Source organism: Pseudomonas mangrovi, assembly GCF_003052585.1.
Taxonomy (GTDB): Bacteria; Pseudomonadota; Gammaproteobacteria; order Pseudomonadales; family Pseudomonadaceae; genus Aquipseudomonas; species Aquipseudomonas mangrovi.
Genome location: NZ_QASN01000021.1, coordinates 30,219 through 47,003 on the forward strand (window position 1 = coordinate 30,219; position 16,785 = coordinate 47,003).

Below are 16,785 nucleotides of genomic sequence, written 5' to 3' on the forward strand. Positions count from 1 at the left end.
CGAAGCGACGCGCGCCCCCTGATTTTTCCCGTCGCATCCTGTAGTATCCCGCGCCTCAGACTACCGGGGCGTCCGGCCCCGTCTGCAGCAGATTTCGGAACAGAGTGAGGCGAGTGATGACTGAGCGCGTTCAAGTCGGTGGCCTGCAGGTTGCCAAAGTCCTGTACGACTTCGTGAACAACGAAGCCATTCCCGGCACCGGCGTAGCCGCCGATGCCTTCTGGGCCGGCGCCGCGGGCGTCATCCATGACCTGGCGCCGAAGAACCGCGCGCTGCTGGCCAAGCGCGACGAGCTGCAGGCCACCATCGACGCCTGGCACCAGGCGCGCAAGGGCCAGGCGCATGACGCCGCAGCCTACAAGGCGTTCCTCCAGGAAATCGGCTACCTGCTGCCGGAACCGGCGGACTTCAAGGTCACCACCGAGAACGTCGACGCCGAGATCGCCACCATGGCCGGCCCGCAGCTGGTGGTGCCGATCATGAACGCGCGCTTTGCGCTGAACGCCGCCAACGCCCGCTGGGGTTCGCTGTACGACGCGCTCTATGGCACCGACGCCATCAGCGAAGAAGGCGGCGCCGAGAAGGGCAAGGGCTACAACAAGGTCCGTGGCGACAAGGTCATCGCCTTCGCCCGCGCCTTCCTCGACGAAGCCGCGCCGCTGGCCAAGGGCTCGCACGTCGACTCCACCGGCTACCGCGTCGACAACGGCCAGCTGCTCGTCAGCCTCAAGGACGGCAGCACCACCGGCCTGGCCCAGGCTGACAAGTTCGTCGGTTTCGTCGGCGACGCCGCTGCGCCCAAGGGCGTGCTGCTGAAGAACAACGGCCTGCACTTCGAGATCCAGATCGACGCCAGCACCCCGGTCGGCCAGACCGACGCCGCCGGCATCAAGGACGTGCTGATGGAGTCCGCGCTGACCACCATCATGGACTGCGAAGATTCGGTTGCCGCGGTCGATGCCGACGACAAGGTCATCGCCTACAAGAACTGGCTCGGCCTGATGAAGGGCGACCTGGCTGAAAGCGTCAGCAAGGACGGCAAGACCTTCACCCGCACCATGAACGCCGACCGCAGCTACACCGCGGCCAATGGCGGCGAGCTGAGCCTGCATGGTCGTTCGATGCTGTTCATCCGCAACGTCGGCCACCTGATGACCAACGACGCGATCATCGACAAGGAAGGCTTCGAGGTGCCGGAAGGCATCATGGACGGCCTGGTCACCAGCCTGATCGCGCTGCACAACCTCAAGGGCAACACCAGCCGCAAGAACACCCGCACCGGCTCGGTCTACATCGTCAAGCCGAAGATGCACGGCCCGGAAGAAGTCGCCTTCGCCAACGAGCTGTTCGACCGCATCGAGGACGTGCTCGGCATGAGCCGCAACACCCTCAAGGTCGGCATCATGGACGAGGAGCGTCGTACCACCGTCAACCTCAAGGCGTGCATCAAGGCCGCCAGCGAGCGCGTGGTGTTCATCAACACCGGCTTCCTCGACCGCACCGGTGACGAGATCCACACCTCCATGGAAGCCGGCGCCATGGTGCGCAAGGCCGCCATGAAGAGCGAGAAGTGGATCGCCGCCTACGAGAACTGGAACGTCGACCACGGTCTGAACTGCGGCCTGTCCGGTCGCGCGCAGATCGGCAAGGGCATGTGGGCCATGCCCGATCTGATGGCCGGCATGCTCGAGCAGAAGATCATGCACCCGATGGCCGGCGCCAACACCGCCTGGGTTCCGTCGCCGACCGCCGCCTCGCTGCACGCGCTGCACTACCACAAGGTCAACGTGTTCGAGCGGCAGAAGGAGCTGGCCAAGCGTACCTTCGCCTCGGTCGACGACATCCTCGCCATCCCGCTGGCCAAGGACACCAACTGGTCGGCCGAGGAGATCAAGAACGAGATCGACAACAACGTCCAGGGCATCCTCGGCTACGTGGTGCGCTGGATCGACCAGGGCGTCGGTTGTTCCAAGGTGCCGGACATCAACGACATCGGCCTGATGGAAGACCGCGCCACCCTGCGCATCTCCAGCCAGCTGATGGCCAACTGGCTGCGCCACGGCATCATCACCAAGGACCAGGTGATCGAGAGCATGCAGCGCATGGCCGTGGTGGTTGATCGGCAGAACGCCGGCGATGCCGCCTACAAGCCGATGGCGCCGAACTTCGACGACAGCGTCGCCTTCCAGGCTTCGCTGGAGCTGATCCTCGAAGGCACCAAGCAGCCGAACGGCTACACCGAGCCGGTGCTGCACCGCCGTCGCCGCGAGTTCAAGGCCAAGTACGCGCGCTGAGCTATCGCTGCAGTGAAAAAGCCGCCCCTCGGGGCGGCTTTTTGGTGGGACTGTCGCCACCGCCTCGCATCGAACACGGCGCTCTGCCCCGGCGCCTTGCGCGGCGGGCAAACGCCTACCATGCTGAAGACAAGGCGTGCCGCAGGGCGTGCGCGCAACGCCGGGCTCACCCTATTCCGCTGACCGGCTGGTCAGAAGCGATGAACCGACTGGAGAACTCGATACAACGGCCGACAAACCGACGCCAGAATGACCGATTCGCATCATCTGGCGACCTATTAGTGGCTTTTTGCCGCCAATTCATTCCGCTACGATACGCGCCCTTTGCTGGAGCCATGCGATGTCGAAGAATCTGTCGCTGACCCTGAAACTCTCGCTGCTGCCCGCCGTTGCCCTGCTCGGACTCCTGCTCTACGTTGGCTACAACTCGCTGCAACTGGCCAATAACGACCGCCGCCTGCTGACTCTCGAGAACAACAGCTTCCCGACCCTGGAGAAGGCCGATGCCGTCATCTTCCAGTTCTCGCGCATACCCGGTCTACTGAACAACGCCGTTGCCGCCGGCGAGCCCGCGCTGCTCGACGAAGCACGCGAGGTGCGCCGCGAGATCGAGTCCCGGCAACAGGCACTGCAAGGCCTTACCGCCGGCAATCCACCACTTGCCGCCAGCCTCAATGCCTGGCGCGACGCGGTGCAGCGTTACGCCGACAACGCGCTGAATGCCTCGGCCAAGCTGGTCGACGGCAGTGCCTCCTTCGAGGATTTGCGTGACAACCTCGGGCGCATGGCCAGCGACCTGCAGCAGGCCCAGAAGGTCGGCGATGAATTCCGTGCCCTCGCCTACCAGGACTTCCAGCAGACCCTCGCGCAGACCCGCGAGGACAACGCCAGCACCACGCGCCTGGGCATCATCCTCAGCGTGCTGCTGATCGGCCTGGTCAGCTTCGGCTCCTGGCTGGTGATTCGCGGCATCATGGCCAATGTGCACGGCGTGATCGAATCACTGCAGGCGATTGCCCGCGGCGACGGCGACCTGACCCGCCGGGTCACGGTCGAAGCCAACGACGAGATCGGCGCCATGATCGAGCTGTTCAACGGCTTCCTCGACAAGCTGCAGGGCACCATTCGCCAGATCATCGACTCGGCCGCGCCGCTGGGCGGCATGTCCAAGGAGCTCTACCGCCTGACCCAGGGCGCGGAAGAAAACGCCAAGTCGCAGCAGGGCCATACCGACTCCATCGGTCGCGACATCCAGACCATGACCAGTAGCATCCAGGAAGTTGCCACCCGCTCGCAGCAGGCCGCAGAGGAAGCCGCCTCGGCCTCGCACCAGGCCGGCGCCGCCCGGCAGAGCATCGGCGGGTTGTCCGACAGCATCAGCGACCTGGGCAGCAGCGTGACCGGGGCCGTCCAGGCCATGGAACAGCTGGAAGAGGAAACCCAGCAGGTCGGCTCGGTACTGACGGTGATCCGCAGCATCGCCGAGCAGACCAACCTGCTCGCACTGAATGCCGCCATCGAGGCTGCGCGGGCCGGCGAGCAGGGCCGCGGCTTTGCCGTGGTCGCCGACGAGGTGCGCAACCTGGCGCAGAAGACCGCTGCCTCCACCGCCGAGATCCAGCAGATCATCCAGCGCCTGCAGAACAGCGCCAATGCCGTGCTCAACGTGATGACCAGCAACAACGAGAAGGCCCAGCACAGCATCGAGCGCTCGGTGGAAGCCACCCGCATGCTCGAGGCCATCGCCCAGGCCGTCAGCCAGATCAACGAACTCAACGCCGGCATCGCCCAGTTCACCCAGGAGCAGATCGGCCTGTCGAGTTCCATCCAACAAGATACCCAAGTGTTGCAGCAGGACGCCCAAGCAACCGCACAAGGGGCAGAAGCCACCGCACGCCTCGGCGAGCAACTGGTCAGCACCGGAGACCACTTGCGCGCGGCGACCGCCCAGTTCCGCGTCTAATCCTATGAAGGAGCAACTCGACAATGCTTAAGCGTTTACTGCCCCTGGCCATCTGCCTGGCCAGCACCACCGTCTACGCCCTGGACCAGGGTGAGTATCGACTCAACGGCTTCGGCACCGTCGGCTTTACCCACCTGGGTGGCGAGGACGAAGGTCGCAGCTATGGCGTCAGCGGCCAGACCACCGACGCCTGGCGCGGCGACCAGCTGTCCAAGTTCGGCGGCCAGTTCAGCTACGGCCTTACCGACACACTGGGGGTCACCGTGCAGGCGACCGCCAAGCCGCTGCAGGACGAGTGGAAAGCCAACATCGAGTGGGCCTACCTGTCCTGGCAGGCCACCGACGCCCTGATGCTCCGCGCCGGCCGTCTGCGCACGCCGGTGTACATGTACTCCGAGAGTATCGACGTAGGGTTCAGCTACCCCTGGCTGCGTCTACCGGACGAGGTCTACAGCCAGGTCCAGCTGTCCAACTATGAAGGCGTCGATGCCAACTACAGCCTGCCGCTGTCCTTTGGTTCGCTGAGTTTCCAGGTCGCCGGCGGCCAGGCAAAAAACCGTGACTACTTCGCCTACGACGAACTCTACGACATCGATTACGACAAGGTGTTTGGCGCCAACGTGAGCCTGGCGAGCAACGACTTCGGCACCCTGCGCGTCGGTTATGTCGAGGCCGACATCACCACCGACATCAACGGCAGCGTGGTCGGCGTGGTACCGCCGGGCGTGGGCGTGTCGCAGCAGCAGTCGCTGCTGAACCTGAAGAAGAACAAGGGCAAGTTCACCTCCATCGGCTACCAGTACGACGACGGCAGCTGGCTGAGCGCCAACGAGTGGACCCGCCGCTCGGTCGAGGGTGACGGCATGGAAAGCATCGATGCCTTCTACCTGATGGGTGGCCGTCGCTTCGGCGAATTCCTCGCTCACGTCACTTACGCACAGCTCGACGACAATGGCGGTCGCCAGACCTCCTGGACCTACGGGCTGAATTACAACATCGCCCCGACCGTGGTGCTCAAGGGCGAATACAAGCGTGTCGATACCTCCGGCGGCTACGACGGCGTGTTCGTCCGCGGTGCTCAGGAGCTGTACCAGAACACGGTCAGTGAACGCACCAACGGTGCCTTCGGTGTGCCCGCACGCAACTACGATGGCGACATCGTCAGTGTCGGCGTCGACTTCGTCTTCTAAGGGGCATGCACATGAACAACGTCTTTCGCAGTGCAGCGGCCCTGAGCCTGCTCGCCTTCTCCGGGCTGGTGGCCGCCGAGGTCGCCGTCATCGTCAATCCCGGCGCCAGCAAGGCGCCGTCCCAGTCCCAGGTGGCCAACATCTTCCTGGGCAAGGACAAGTCCATGAAGGGCGTTGACCACAAGGACTGGACGCCGACCAAGGACAAGTTCTACAGCGCGGTGACCAGCAAGAGCGAGTCGCAGCTGAAGTCCTACTGGTCCGGACTGGTGTTCACCGGCAAGGGCCAGCCGCTGCCCAGTGTCGCCGGAGATGCCGAGGTGGTCGCTCGCGTAGCTGCCGAAGCCGATGCCATCGGCTATGTCGACGCTGGCGCGGTCAATGACTCGGTCAAGGTGTTGTTTACCTTGCCCTGAGGCTGAGTGGCCTGACTGAAGAAAAGCCGACCTTAGGGTCGGCTTTTCTTATGGCTCTCCCTGGATCATGGAGCGGTTGTACAACTCTCAGGAATGACTCTGTCCGCTGCCAGGCCTCTCGCGTATAGCCTCGTCACCCAGTAGATCTGCCGGTCTTGGGTTTCGGCCCCTCGGCCGAGTCACTTTCTCTTTGCCCACGCAAAGAGAAAGTAACCAAAGAGAAAGCGTGCCCCGACATCCGGGTCTGTCCGCCAAGCGGACAGACTTCCCTCCCTTCGGCCTGCTGTAAGGGGTTTGGGCACCGAGGCGCCTGAAGTTTCTATGCTACTAATCGTTCCCACGCTCCGCGTGGGAATGCGGTTGCAGACGCTCCGCGTCTGAGGGACGCGGAGCGTTCCCGGTTTAGGTGCTCACGCCGGAGCGTGGGCACCATCGCAAAGAGCGATTGATTGCGTCGGAGCTAGACGTTGGGCGTGAGGAAAAGCCTTAGCCAGCTCGGTGCAGAAATCCCGTTACAGAAGGCTGAGCACAGGTGCTGCGCAGGAGGTGAGCGGCATGGATGCCGCGAAAGACAGGGTTGGGCCACGGAAGGCCCATCCCTGGCGGCCTCTGGAGCAGCACCGGAGCGAGGGGAGTCTGACCGCGCAGCGGGCAGACCCGGATGTGGGGCGCCCTTTTTCTTTGGTTACTTTCTTGTTGGGCGAACAACAAGAAAGTAACTCGGCCGGGGGGCCGAAACCCCAGGCAAGCAGACCACTGGACAATGGGCCCTCACGCGAAACGATCAGCGGCGGACAGAGTCTCCCATGCGACCCATCACGTCTTTCCAGAGACCCGAAGAATTTCGATCTTGTCGCGCTCGGCGCTGAACCGCCAACCCAATCGCGTACTAGCGCCTCGTGGCCGACCCATCCGGCAACAACCCCAGCAACTCCCGTTCGATCTGCTCCAGCGGCTCCAGACTCTCTCGCGTGCGCGCCAGCACCACCGCGCCCTCGAGCGCGGCAATCGCCAGGCAGGCCCGAGAGGCCGCCTGCTCGGCGCCAAGCCCGTCTTGTAGCAGCGCCTGTTCGATGGCCTGCATCCAGTTGGCAAAGGCATGAGCACAGGCCTCACGCACCACGGCCAGCTCCTCGCCGCTGCTCATGGCGGTGGAGAACACCGGGCAGGATGCCTGGAACTGCGAACGCGTCAGCCAGCTGCGCAAGGTGCCAGTCATCGCCTGCAGCAGCTGCCGACCATGTGGCGGCCGCTTGCCGGCCTGCGCCAGGGCACTGGCGACCTCATCACCGATGAAAGCCACCGCCGCCGCCGCCATCTGCGGTTTGCCCTGCGGGAAGTAGTGGTACAGCGAGCCCTTGGGCGCCTCGGACAAGCGGATCACGTCGTTCAGTCCGGTGCCGTAATAGCCATGGCTGGCCAGTAGCGAAGCGGTGGCGCGGACGATGCGATCACAGGCGTCGGACTTCTTTGCCACGGGGCGTCTCCTGGGCGATGGACGGGGCAGGATGCCTCAGCCCCCCGGGATATGGAATACCGCACTGGCACGCGCGACCACCTTGCCGGCTGCGCGCAGTCGCGCATCGGCAAAGGCGACCTGGCGTCCGAGGCGCAGGATGTCGCAATGCACCTCGAGCCAGTCGCCCAGTCGCGCTACTCCGCAGTAGTCGAGGCTCAGATTGACCGTGGTCAGGCGTACCGGTGGGTCGACTGAGAACGCCGTGGCGTAGCCCAGCCCGACATCGGCCAGGGTTGCCAGCAAGCCGCCGTGGGCGGTGCCGCTGGCATTGCAGTGCCTCTGCTCGATGCGCAGCCCAAGCGTCAGCGGTTCGTCGCCCCGCGCCGGGCGCTGCAGCAGGGGACCCAACAGGTCGAGGAAGGAGCTGCTGCGCTGCAGCGGCAAAAAGCCTTCAGGGATGGCTTCGGCATGGGGGTCGATAGAGGACATGGCGGCAACTCGATTTATATAGACTGGTCTAGTTATTAGCTCACTCTTGCGTCGCGCGCCAGTCCGCACCTGACAATAGGCCTAGACTTTCGTCCAATGTGCCGGCGCCTTGATCGCGGAGGACCATTCCCCTACCAGCCAGAGGGTCAATGCATGAGCAAGAACGACGCCTTCGCCGAAGCCGGCAAGACCGCCGTGCTGCAGAACATCCACGGCACCATGGAATTCCTGCGCAAGTACCCGCCGTTCATCCAGATGGAGAACGCGCACCTGGCCTATCTGGTCGAGCACTGCCAACTGCGCTTCTACGCCGCCGGCGATTCGATCCTCAAGCCCGAGGATGGGCCGGTCGAGCATTTCTTCATCGTCAAGCAGGGTCGCGTCCATGGCGAACGTCCGCACAGCGCCCGACGTGGCACCGAGACCACCTTCGAGATCACCGCCGGCGAGTGCTTCCCGCTCGCGGCGCTGATCGGTGAGCGGGCAACCCGCACCGAACACCTGGCCGCCGAGGATACTTTCTGCCTGTTGCTCGGCAAGGAAGCCTTCGTCCGGCTCTTCGCCCTCTCCAGCCCGCTGCGCGACTTTGCCCTGCGCGGCGTCAGCAGCCTGCTCGATCAGGTCAACCAGCAGGCCCAGCTGCGCGCTGCCGAAACCCTCGGCGCCGAGTATTCGCTGGACACCCGGCTGGGTGAACTGACCCTGCAGACACCGGTGTCCTGCGCGCCGGCAATGCCGCTCAACGAAGCCGTACGGCTGATGCACGAGCAGCATGTCGGCAGCATCGTGATCGTCGATCCGAGTGACCAACCGGTAGGCATCTTCACCCTGCGCGACCTGCGCCGGGTGATCGCCGAGGGCTGCAGCGACCTGAGCCGGCCCATCGAACAGCTGATGACCCAGAAGCCCTTTCACCTGCCACCGGAGGCCAGCGCCTTCGACGCTGCCATTGCCATGACCGAGCGCCACATCGCCCACGTCTGCGTGGTCGAAAAAAAGCGCCTGCGTGCAGTGGTCTCCGAACGCGATCTGTTCTCCCTGCAGCGGGTCGACCTGGTTCATCTGGCCAGCACCATTCGTCACGCACCACGTCTGGAGTCGCTGACCGCGCTGCGCAGCGACATCGGCCTGCTGGTCGACCGGATGCTTGCGCACGGTGCCAGCTCGACCCAGATCACCCACATCGTCACCCTGCTCAACGACCACACCGTCTGCCGTGTCATCGAGCTGACCCTGGAAGACATGGGCAATCCGGGCATTCCGTTCAGTTGGCTGTGCTTCGGTAGCGAGGGCCGGCGCGAGCAGACCCTGCATACCGACCAGGACAACGGCATTCTTTTCGAGGCGGCAGACGATGCCGAAGCCGCGGCGATCCGCCAGCGCCTGCTGCCACTGGCGGCACAGATCAACCAGCACCTGGCGCAATGCGGTTTCACCCTGTGCAAGGGCAACATCATGGCCGGCAACCCCGAGCTGTGCCTGTCGCGCAGCGAGTGGTCGCGGCGTTTTGCCAGCTTCGTGCGCGAGGCGACGCCGGCCAACCTGCTTGGCTCAAGCATCTATTTCGACCTGCGGGTGGTCTGGGGCGACGAGCAGGGCTGTGCCCAACTGCGCAGCCAACTGCTCGAACAGATCGCCGACAACACCCTGTTCCAGCGCATGCTGGCAGAGAATGCGCTGCGCCACCGACCGCCGGTGGGGCGCTTCCGCGACTTCGTGGTGGCGCGCAAGGGCGCACAGAAGGACACCCTGGATCTCAAGGTCGAAGGCCTCACGCCCTTCGTCGACGGCGCCCGGCTGCTGGCCCTGGCCCATGGCGTGGAAGCCAGCAACACCCTGGAGCGTCTGCGTGCTCTGATGGAGGCCGGCGTGATCGAGACCCAGGATGGCGCCGCCTATGAGGAGGCCTACCACTTCATCCAGCAGACCCGCATGCAGCAGCATCAGCAACAGGCGCGCCTGGGCCAGCCCTACTCCAACCGCGTCGACCCGGACAGCCTGAACCACCTCGACCGACGCATCCTGCGTGAGTCCTTTCGCCAAGCACAGCGCCTGCAAAGCAGCCTGGCACTGAGGTATCAGCTGTGAACCTGGCCTGGTTTCGCGGCAAGGGGCCGCAGCTCGATGAGCACCAGCGTGAGCGACTCGGCAGGCTGCTCGCCGCCGAGGTGCCGGATGACCGGCCGCTAGGCCAGCAGCGGCTGGTGGTGCTGGATCTGGAAACCAGCGGCTTGAACATGCGTCGTGATCTCGTGCTTTCGATCGGCGCCGTGGTGATTCGTGACGACGCCATCGATCTGGGTGAACAGTTCGAGGTCACCCTGCTGCGCCCGGTACAGCCGGTCAGCGAGAGCGTGCTGATTCACGGCATCGCGCCCAGCGCCCTGGCCGCCGGCTGCGATCCGGCGCAGGCGCTGCTGGACTTCATGGAGTTTCTCGGCCCCAGCCCACTGTTGGCGTTCCACGCCGGATTTGATCAGCGCATGCTCGCCCGGGCCCTGAAGCAGACCCTCGGCTACCGCCTGCAACATCGCTTTCTGGACGTCGCGGAGATGGCGCCGATGCTGTTCCCCGACAGCAAACCCCGGCACGGTGGGCTGGACGACTGGACCGAGCACTTCCACCTGCAGGTGCACCAGCGCCACCATGCCAGCGCCGATGCCCTGGTTACCGCCGAGCTGGCACTGATCCTGTTCAGCCATGCGCGTCGCCAGGGCATCGACAGCCTGGCCGCCCTCGACAGCCGACTGGAGCACTGGCGGCGGCGCCAGAATGCGCAAATGCTCTGAGCTTCTTCTTGCCTGCACGCCGCTCCGAACAGGACGAAAGTACCCATTTCAGTGCCGGCCAAAGGCCACTGTCGCTTCGCTATAAGCCGCAACGTAGAGCGCCTGGGATCTGTGACGGAGCACGCACTAAGTCCTGAAGAAGTGCGGCCCAGGTCAGCTTTTGCCGTACCGCTTCGTTGTTAGGCTCCTCATCGCTGATCCAGCCATGCAGTCGTGCCGCAGCCAGCGCGCCAGGCGATCAGACCTGCGGAAAGCAGATCGCGGTGTCCGCCATGCGGGCTTTCCTGCCAACCGCCCCATTTTCGTCCGGCCTAGGCCAAAGACATGGAGGACTGCCATGCGCATTCCCGTCCTGATTGGCAGCTGTCTGCTGCTTCTCAATCTGCCGCTGCAATCTGCCAGCGCCGCCAACTCCATCTGGGCGAACCAGCCGACCGCCTTCGCCAGCAAGATCGGCAACTACCGCTCCGCCACCTGTAACACCCTGCCGCCCAAGCCCTATACCGGGCATCTGCGACTGGAGAGCAAGTACGACCAGAGCGACAAGAGCCGCTCGACACTGAGCCACGCTCGCTCCGATGAGAACCAGCGCATCAGCGAACACATCCAGGGCTATTACGTCGGTCTGGTCCGACTGGGCGCCAACTACCACCAGGCCCGCACCCCGGAGCAGGCCAAGGAAGCGCTCAGCTGCATGGACGTCTGGCTGGAAAGCTGGGCCCGGGCCGGCGCGCTGCAGAGTACCGACGTCACCGGTACCGGTCAGGCCATGCGTAAGTGGGCGCTGGCAGCGATCTCCTCGACCATTCTCAAGACCCAGTCGACCAGCGGCCAGCGCTTCAAGCCGTCGTCGATCCAGCGCAACTGGCTCGACCGCCTGGCGGGCATGGTGATCTCCGACTACCAGCCGCGCCTCGATCCGCAGTTCCGCAACTTCAACAACCACGACTACTGGGCCGCCTGGGCCGTCGCCTCCACCGGCCTGGTGCTCAACCGAGACCGCTACGTGACCTGGTCCGACCAGGCGCTGCGCCGCGGCATCAGCCAGATAGTCGTGTCCAAGCGCGGCGACTACGGCTATCTGCCGCAGGAAACCGCCCGGGGTTCGCTGGGCGCGGACTACACCCACTACGCCATGGTACCGCTGGTGCTGTTGGCTGAATCGGCGCATCGCAACGGCCGCACGCTCAAGCGCGAGGAACGCGAACGCCTGGAGCTGCTGGCCAATTTCGCCGCTCGAGCGGTTCTCGAGCCGCACAAGCTGCCCGAGCTCGCGCGCGGCCAGTCGCCGGTGCCGCAGCACAAGATGGCCTGGCTGATGCCGTTCCTCGAGCATCGGCCCAACCATGCACTGGCGCGCAAGCTGTACGAATCGCAGTTCGGCGAAGTCGACCACTACAGCCAGATCGGCGGCACCATCAAGTTCTTCTACTCCAAGCTGTAAGCCTTCTGCCGCCCGACCAACGCCCCGCCTGCCGGGGCGTTGTGCTTTCTGCTCGAGCGACGTTGTCACCGCTGCAGACAGGCTGGACAAGACCGCCGGGCTGTCCCACCCGCGGTTTGCAACAGAGCGGCCTGATCGGCCCACGCCGACATGACGCCGGCCCCCACAACGGACGCTGTCATCCATCTTAAGGAACCGCTTAAAAAGGCAGCGAGCAGGGTCGGCGGGGGCGCCAGTTGGGGGCGCATAGACAGGCGCACTTTGACCAGGCCGCAGCAGGGGGCATTTCAACGAGGCCCAGAGCCATACTTGTCCAGAGGTTGCGTTAACAGTCCAGCAACCGGCAGCCCGTCAGCCCGGTCTCGGCTGTCTCAGCAATGCTGCGCCCTGCGGACTCCACCTTGCGTCCGACATCTGCATGCTTGCAGGGACCTTAGAGACAATACGGCCATACCTCCTTCTACCCCGAGCCTGCGCCGGAACGAAAAACGCCCCGGCAAGCCGGGGCGTTTGCTGTCGCGGACCCTCTTAGTGGTCGATGGCCGCACCCGCTCCACGCGGAACGCGGATGTCCTCGACCAGATGCTGGATGTGCTCCGGCGGCGCTGCGGTGAACTTAGACACCACCACGGCGGCGATGAAGTTGAAGATCATCCCCAGGGTGCCGATGCCTTCCGGCGAGATACCGAACCACCACTCGTTCGGCCCGGCAGTCGGGTTGATGAACTTGTAGTAGACGATATAGCTGAAGGTGAAGATCAGCCCGACCAGCATGCCGGCGATGGCGCCCTCCTTGTTCATCTTCTTGGAGAAGATGCCCATCACGATCACCGGGAAGAACGACGCTGCCGCCAGACCGAAGGCGAAGGCCACCACCTGAGCGACGAAGGCGGGCGGATAGATGCCGAACAACCCTGCAACCACCACCGCGACGCCTGCGGCGACACGTGCCGCGAGCAGCTCCTTCTTCTCGGAGATGTTCGGCATCAGGTTGCTCTTGAGCAGGTCGTGCGAGATGGACGTCGAGATCACCAGCAACAGCCCTGCTGCGGTGGACAGCGCCGCCGCCAGGCCGCCCGCGGCAATCAGCGCGATCACCCAGCCTGGCAGGCCGGCGATTTCCGGGTTGGCGAGAACCATGATGTCGTTGTCGACGTAAACCTCGGTGGTGGTCGGGGTCGGCGCATTCTTCAGCAGACGCTCTCCGGAAGCACCACGCTCGGCGGTGAACTCCGGCTTGCCGGCGAAGGCTGCGCCGGGTCCGTACTGAATGACACCGTCACTGTTCTTGTCCATCCAGGCGATCAGACCGGCGTTCTCCCAGGTCTTGAACCAGGCCGGCACTGCTTCGTAGCTGGTATTCGGCACGCTGGTCAGCAGGTTGGTACGGGCAAACGCCGCCACTGCCGGTGCAGTGGTGTAGAGCACGGCGATGAACAGCAGCGCGTAGCCTGCGGACTTGCGCGCATCACGCACGGTGGGGGTGGTGAAGAAGCGCACGATCACATGAGGCAGACCGGCGGTACCGACCATCAGCGCCATGGTGATGAAGAAGATGTCGGTGGTCGACTTGCTGCCATCGGTGTAGGGCGTGAAGCCAAGCTCGGCGCCCAGACCGTTGAGGCGCTCCAGCACCGACTGTCCGGTGCCGCTGACCTCGCTGCCGAAGCCCAGCTGCGGTATCGGGTTGCCGGTCACCATCATCGAGATGAAGATCGCCGGCACCATGTAGGCGAAGATCATCACGCAGTACTGCGCCACCTGGGTATAGGTGATGCCCTTCATTCCACCGAGCACGGAATAGAAGAAGACGATCGCCATGCCGATCATCACCCCGGTGTTGATGTCGACTTCCAGGTAGCGCGAGAAGACGATGCCGACGCCGCGCATCTGCCCCGCCACGTAGGTGAAGGAGATGAAGATCACGCAGATCACCGCCACCACCCGCGCGGTCTGCGAGTAGTAACGTGCGCCGACGAACTCGGGCACGGTGAACTTGCCGAACTTGCGCAGGTAGGGCGCCAGACACATCGCCAGGAGCACGTAGCCGCCGGTCCAGCCCATCAGGTAGACCGAGCCGTCGTAGCCGGCGAAGGCGATGATCCCGGCCATGGAGATGAATGAGGCCGCGCTCATCCAGTCGGCGCCGGTGGCCATGCCGTTGAGTACCGGATGCACGCCCTTGCTGGCGACGTAGTACTCGCTGGTGGAGCCGGCGCGAGTCCAGATGGCGATGCCGATATAGAGCGCGAAGGACGCGCCGACGAACAGATAGATCAGGGTTTGGGTATCCATGCTCGCCAGCCTCACTCTTCGTGAACGTCGTACTTGCGATCGAGCTGATTCATCTTCCAGACATAGAAGAAGATCTCGAGCACAAAGACGTAGATGGAGCCCTGCTGGGCGAACCAGAATCCGAGCGGGAAGCCGAAGAACTGGATGGCATTGAGCTGATCGACGAGCAGCACGCCGAAGCCGAACGAGACCACGAACCAGATCACCAGCAGAATCAGCATCCAGCGCAGATTCTCTTTCCAGTAGGCAGTCGCGGCTTCTTGCTTTGAAGCGGACATAGGGGACCCTCCTCGAGGTGTTTTTGTTGTTCTGCCTCAAGGAACTTAGCAGTCCGCCAGGCGAGTGCTAGTCAGACTTTGGTCTAGCGGACGCCCGGTGTACCGGGCCAGAGCGGTTGCGCTGTTGCACGGAAGTTGCCCGCAGGGCGCTGGCGGCCCCGACAGGTTGACTCTGCCTGCCCCGAAGCCTGGTAGATGATCAGTCCGCCCGGGATGATCGAGCGCAGGTCATGGGTTTTTTCAGCGCGCTCGGGCGAATGTGCCGGACACCGGCCTGTTCGATCTCCTGCCCGGCACCGCCTTCCGGCATCGGGAACAACAGCGCGATGCGCCGCGCCAGGCGATGGCCTTCCAGGCGTTCCTCGCGCAAGCCGACATGCACCTTCATGTCCGGTACCAGAGGCGGAAGAAGCCCAGCGCGAGCAGCAGCGCGACCTGCGCCAGCGCCACGCACAACTGCAGGAAGGAGGTCACGCTGGGGTGCTCGGCGGCACCCTCGACGCCAGTCAGCCAGGTCCACAGCCCATCCGGCAACAGCTCCAGCGCCACGCCAGCTACCGGCTTGCCGCTGAACACCAGTCCCTGCACCAGGTCCATCTGGCCGGCGAACATCAGTCCGATCAGGATCAGCACCGCAACCACCAAGCCGAGGCAGAAGCAGGCGCAGAACTGCAGCATGAATCTCATCATTGCAACTCCTGGCAAGGGCGCAGCCAGCTGCGCCCGACGTTTCTCAGTCCAGCGACAGCTCGGGCTTGCCGAGGCCGTACCAGTCCAGCTTGCGGGTCAGCAGCATCACGCAGGCGAGCAGCGAGAAGACCAGCAGCGAGCCCATCAGCAGGGCGTAGTCCTCGGCGCTGAGCAGGCCGTAGAGCAGACCGTAAAGCGCCGCCAGACCTGCGCTGAAGCCGATCGCACGCAAGGCACTGCGCAACACGAACGCCAGGTAGAAGCCGATCAGCAACACGCAGGCGACCGAGGAGATGCCATAGGCAGCGGCAAAACCCAGGTGTTCGGAGAGCGACACCAGCAGCAGGTAGAACATTGCCAGTGCCAGTCCGACCAGGCCGTACTGCACCGGGTGGATGGCCAGGCGCTTGAGGACCTCGAAGAGGAAGAAGGCGGCGAAGGTCAGGCCGATGAACAGCAGCGCGTACTTGATCGCTCGATCGGTCTTCAGATACTGGTCGACCGGATCGACCAGGCTGACGCCAAAGCCGCTGTTGGCCAGGCCGTAGCACTCACGGCCACTTTCACACTCGGCCAGTACCTCCTCCATGTTGGTGGCGAAGAAGCTGGTCTGCCAGTTGGCGCGAAAGCCGCTGGCGTCGATCTCGCGCTCACTCGGCAGGAAGTTGCCGACGAAGCTGGGGTGGCGCCAGTCGGAGCTCAGCTTGACCTGGGTCTCGCGGCCGACCGGGACTATGTCCAGCTGGCTGCTGCCAAGCAGGTCGAGATCGAAGGCAAAGTCGAAGGCGTGGGGCCCAGCCACTTCCCATTGCGGCAGGGTGGCATGCACGCCAGAACCGAGCAGCAGCTCGTTGCTGCCGGGGGCGAAGGCGACGCGCTGCTCACCCAGCCCCAGGCGCAGGTCGTTCTTGATCCCGCGGATGTCGCTGACCCCGAGGCTGAGGAAGGCCGGCTCGAAACGATAGTCGGCGAAGTCTTCGGCGATGCCCAGTTGCGCGGGAATCTCGAAGCGCCCGGAGATCGCCGTGCTGGCGTGATACAGGCGCGCTTCGTAGATGCCGCGGGCGCGCAGCTCGGTGGTCAGGTTGCCGTCGACGACGAAGCGTTCCGGCAGGAAGTAGAAGCGGCCGCGCTTCTCGCGCTCTTCCAGGTAGCGGGTGCCGGTCTTCTCGTGGGTGCGCCATTCGCGCACGGTCTTGCGGTAGGGCACCACCAGCAGCGGGCCGGTGAGGCGCTGGCTATGGCTCGAGCTGCGGGCGATATCCAGCAGCACATCGTTGCGCAGCCCCTGACGCTCGTCGACCACGCCGTCGATCAGCAGCAGGGGTATGAAGAGCAGTATCACCAGCAGCAGCACGACGCCGAGCTTGAGCAGCAGGTTGCGGTTCATCAGTGGTTCTCCAGTTCATTTCGACTGGAGCCGATGCTGCGCCGTCAATCTGCAGCCCTTGTGCGCTGCCGATGGAGACTCTGTGGAG

General features: G+C 64.3%; 14 protein-coding genes. 7 read left to right on the forward strand and 7 right to left on the reverse strand.

The window, feature by feature from the left end; all coding sequences use genetic code 11:
- Positions 1-116: 116 nt before the first annotated feature.
- The 4 genes from DBO85_RS16435 to DBO85_RS16450 all read left to right on the forward strand — a co-directional run bounded on the left by DBO85_RS16435 (position 117) and on the right by DBO85_RS16450 (position 5,863).
- Complete coding sequence (locus DBO85_RS16435; RefSeq protein WP_108108456.1) at positions 117-2,294, forward strand: malate synthase G; 2,178 nt, start codon at positions 117-119, stop codon at positions 2,292-2,294.
- Between the two features lie 340 nt (positions 2,295-2,634).
- Positions 2,635-4,257 (forward strand): methyl-accepting chemotaxis protein, encoded by a 1,623-nt coding sequence (locus DBO85_RS16440; protein ID WP_108108458.1) that lies wholly within the window; start codon positions 2,635-2,637, stop codon positions 4,255-4,257.
- A gap of 23 nt (positions 4,258-4,280) precedes the next feature.
- Positions 4,281-5,447, forward strand: coding sequence for a hypothetical protein (locus DBO85_RS16445; RefSeq protein ID WP_108108460.1), 1,167 nt, complete (start codon positions 4,281-4,283; stop codon positions 5,445-5,447).
- Between the two features lie 11 nt (positions 5,448-5,458).
- A complete protein-coding gene (locus tag DBO85_RS16450; protein ID WP_108108462.1) occupies positions 5,459-5,863 on the forward strand; it encodes a type 2 periplasmic-binding domain-containing protein in 405 nt (134 codons plus the stop codon).
- An 889-nt stretch (positions 5,864-6,752) separates the two neighbouring features.
- Here DBO85_RS16450 and DBO85_RS16455 read toward each other — a convergent pair.
- Together DBO85_RS16455 and DBO85_RS16460 are read right to left on the reverse strand one after the other, a co-directional pair.
- Positions 6,753-7,340, reverse strand: coding sequence for a TetR/AcrR family transcriptional regulator (locus DBO85_RS16455; protein WP_108108464.1), 588 nt, complete (start codon positions 7,338-7,340; stop codon positions 6,753-6,755).
- Between the two features lie 36 nt (positions 7,341-7,376).
- A complete protein-coding gene (locus DBO85_RS16460) occupies positions 7,377-7,811 on the reverse strand; it encodes a PaaI family thioesterase (protein WP_108108465.1) in 435 nt (144 codons plus the stop codon).
- 153 nt (positions 7,812-7,964) lie between these two features.
- Between DBO85_RS16460 and DBO85_RS16465 the strand changes: the two genes are divergently transcribed.
- The 3 genes from DBO85_RS16465 to DBO85_RS16475 all read left to right on the forward strand — a co-directional run bounded on the left by DBO85_RS16465 (position 7,965) and on the right by DBO85_RS16475 (position 12,044).
- Positions 7,965-9,899 (forward strand): putative nucleotidyltransferase substrate binding domain-containing protein, encoded by a 1,935-nt coding sequence (locus tag DBO85_RS16465; RefSeq protein WP_108108467.1) that lies wholly within the window; start codon positions 7,965-7,967, stop codon positions 9,897-9,899.
- Entirely contained in the window at positions 9,896-10,600 is a 705-nt protein-coding gene (locus DBO85_RS16470) for a 3'-5' exonuclease (protein ID WP_108108469.1), read from the forward strand. Before DBO85_RS16465 ends, DBO85_RS16470 begins: the two co-directional genes overlap by 4 nt.
- Before the next feature lie 337 nt (positions 10,601-10,937).
- Positions 10,938-12,044, forward strand: coding sequence for an alginate lyase family protein (locus DBO85_RS16475; protein WP_108108470.1), 1,107 nt, complete (start codon positions 10,938-10,940; stop codon positions 12,042-12,044).
- Between the two features lie 528 nt (positions 12,045-12,572).
- Here the strand turns inward: DBO85_RS16475 and DBO85_RS16480 are convergent.
- From DBO85_RS16480 to creD, 5 genes are all read right to left on the reverse strand, one after another.
- On the reverse strand, positions 12,573-14,339 hold the full coding sequence (locus DBO85_RS16480) for a sodium:solute symporter family protein (RefSeq protein ID WP_108108472.1): 1,767 nt from the start codon (positions 14,337-14,339) through the stop codon (positions 12,573-12,575).
- Positions 14,340-14,350: 11 nt separating this feature from the next.
- On the reverse strand, positions 14,351-14,617 hold the full coding sequence (locus DBO85_RS16485; RefSeq protein WP_108108474.1) for a DUF4212 domain-containing protein: 267 nt from the start codon (positions 14,615-14,617) through the stop codon (positions 14,351-14,353).
- Positions 14,618-14,816: 199 nt separating this feature from the next.
- Positions 14,817-15,005, reverse strand: coding sequence for a hypothetical protein (locus tag DBO85_RS16490; protein ID WP_108108476.1), 189 nt, complete (start codon positions 15,003-15,005; stop codon positions 14,817-14,819).
- Entirely contained in the window at positions 15,002-15,307 is a 306-nt protein-coding gene (locus DBO85_RS16495) for a hypothetical protein (RefSeq protein WP_407681483.1), read from the reverse strand. Before DBO85_RS16495 ends, DBO85_RS16490 begins: the two co-directional genes overlap by 4 nt.
- Before the next feature lie 43 nt (positions 15,308-15,350).
- Positions 15,351-16,697, reverse strand: a complete 1,347-nt coding sequence (gene creD, locus DBO85_RS16500) for a cell envelope integrity protein CreD (protein WP_108108480.1) — start codon at positions 16,695-16,697, stop codon at positions 15,351-15,353.
- Positions 16,698-16,785 lie beyond the last annotated feature (88 nt).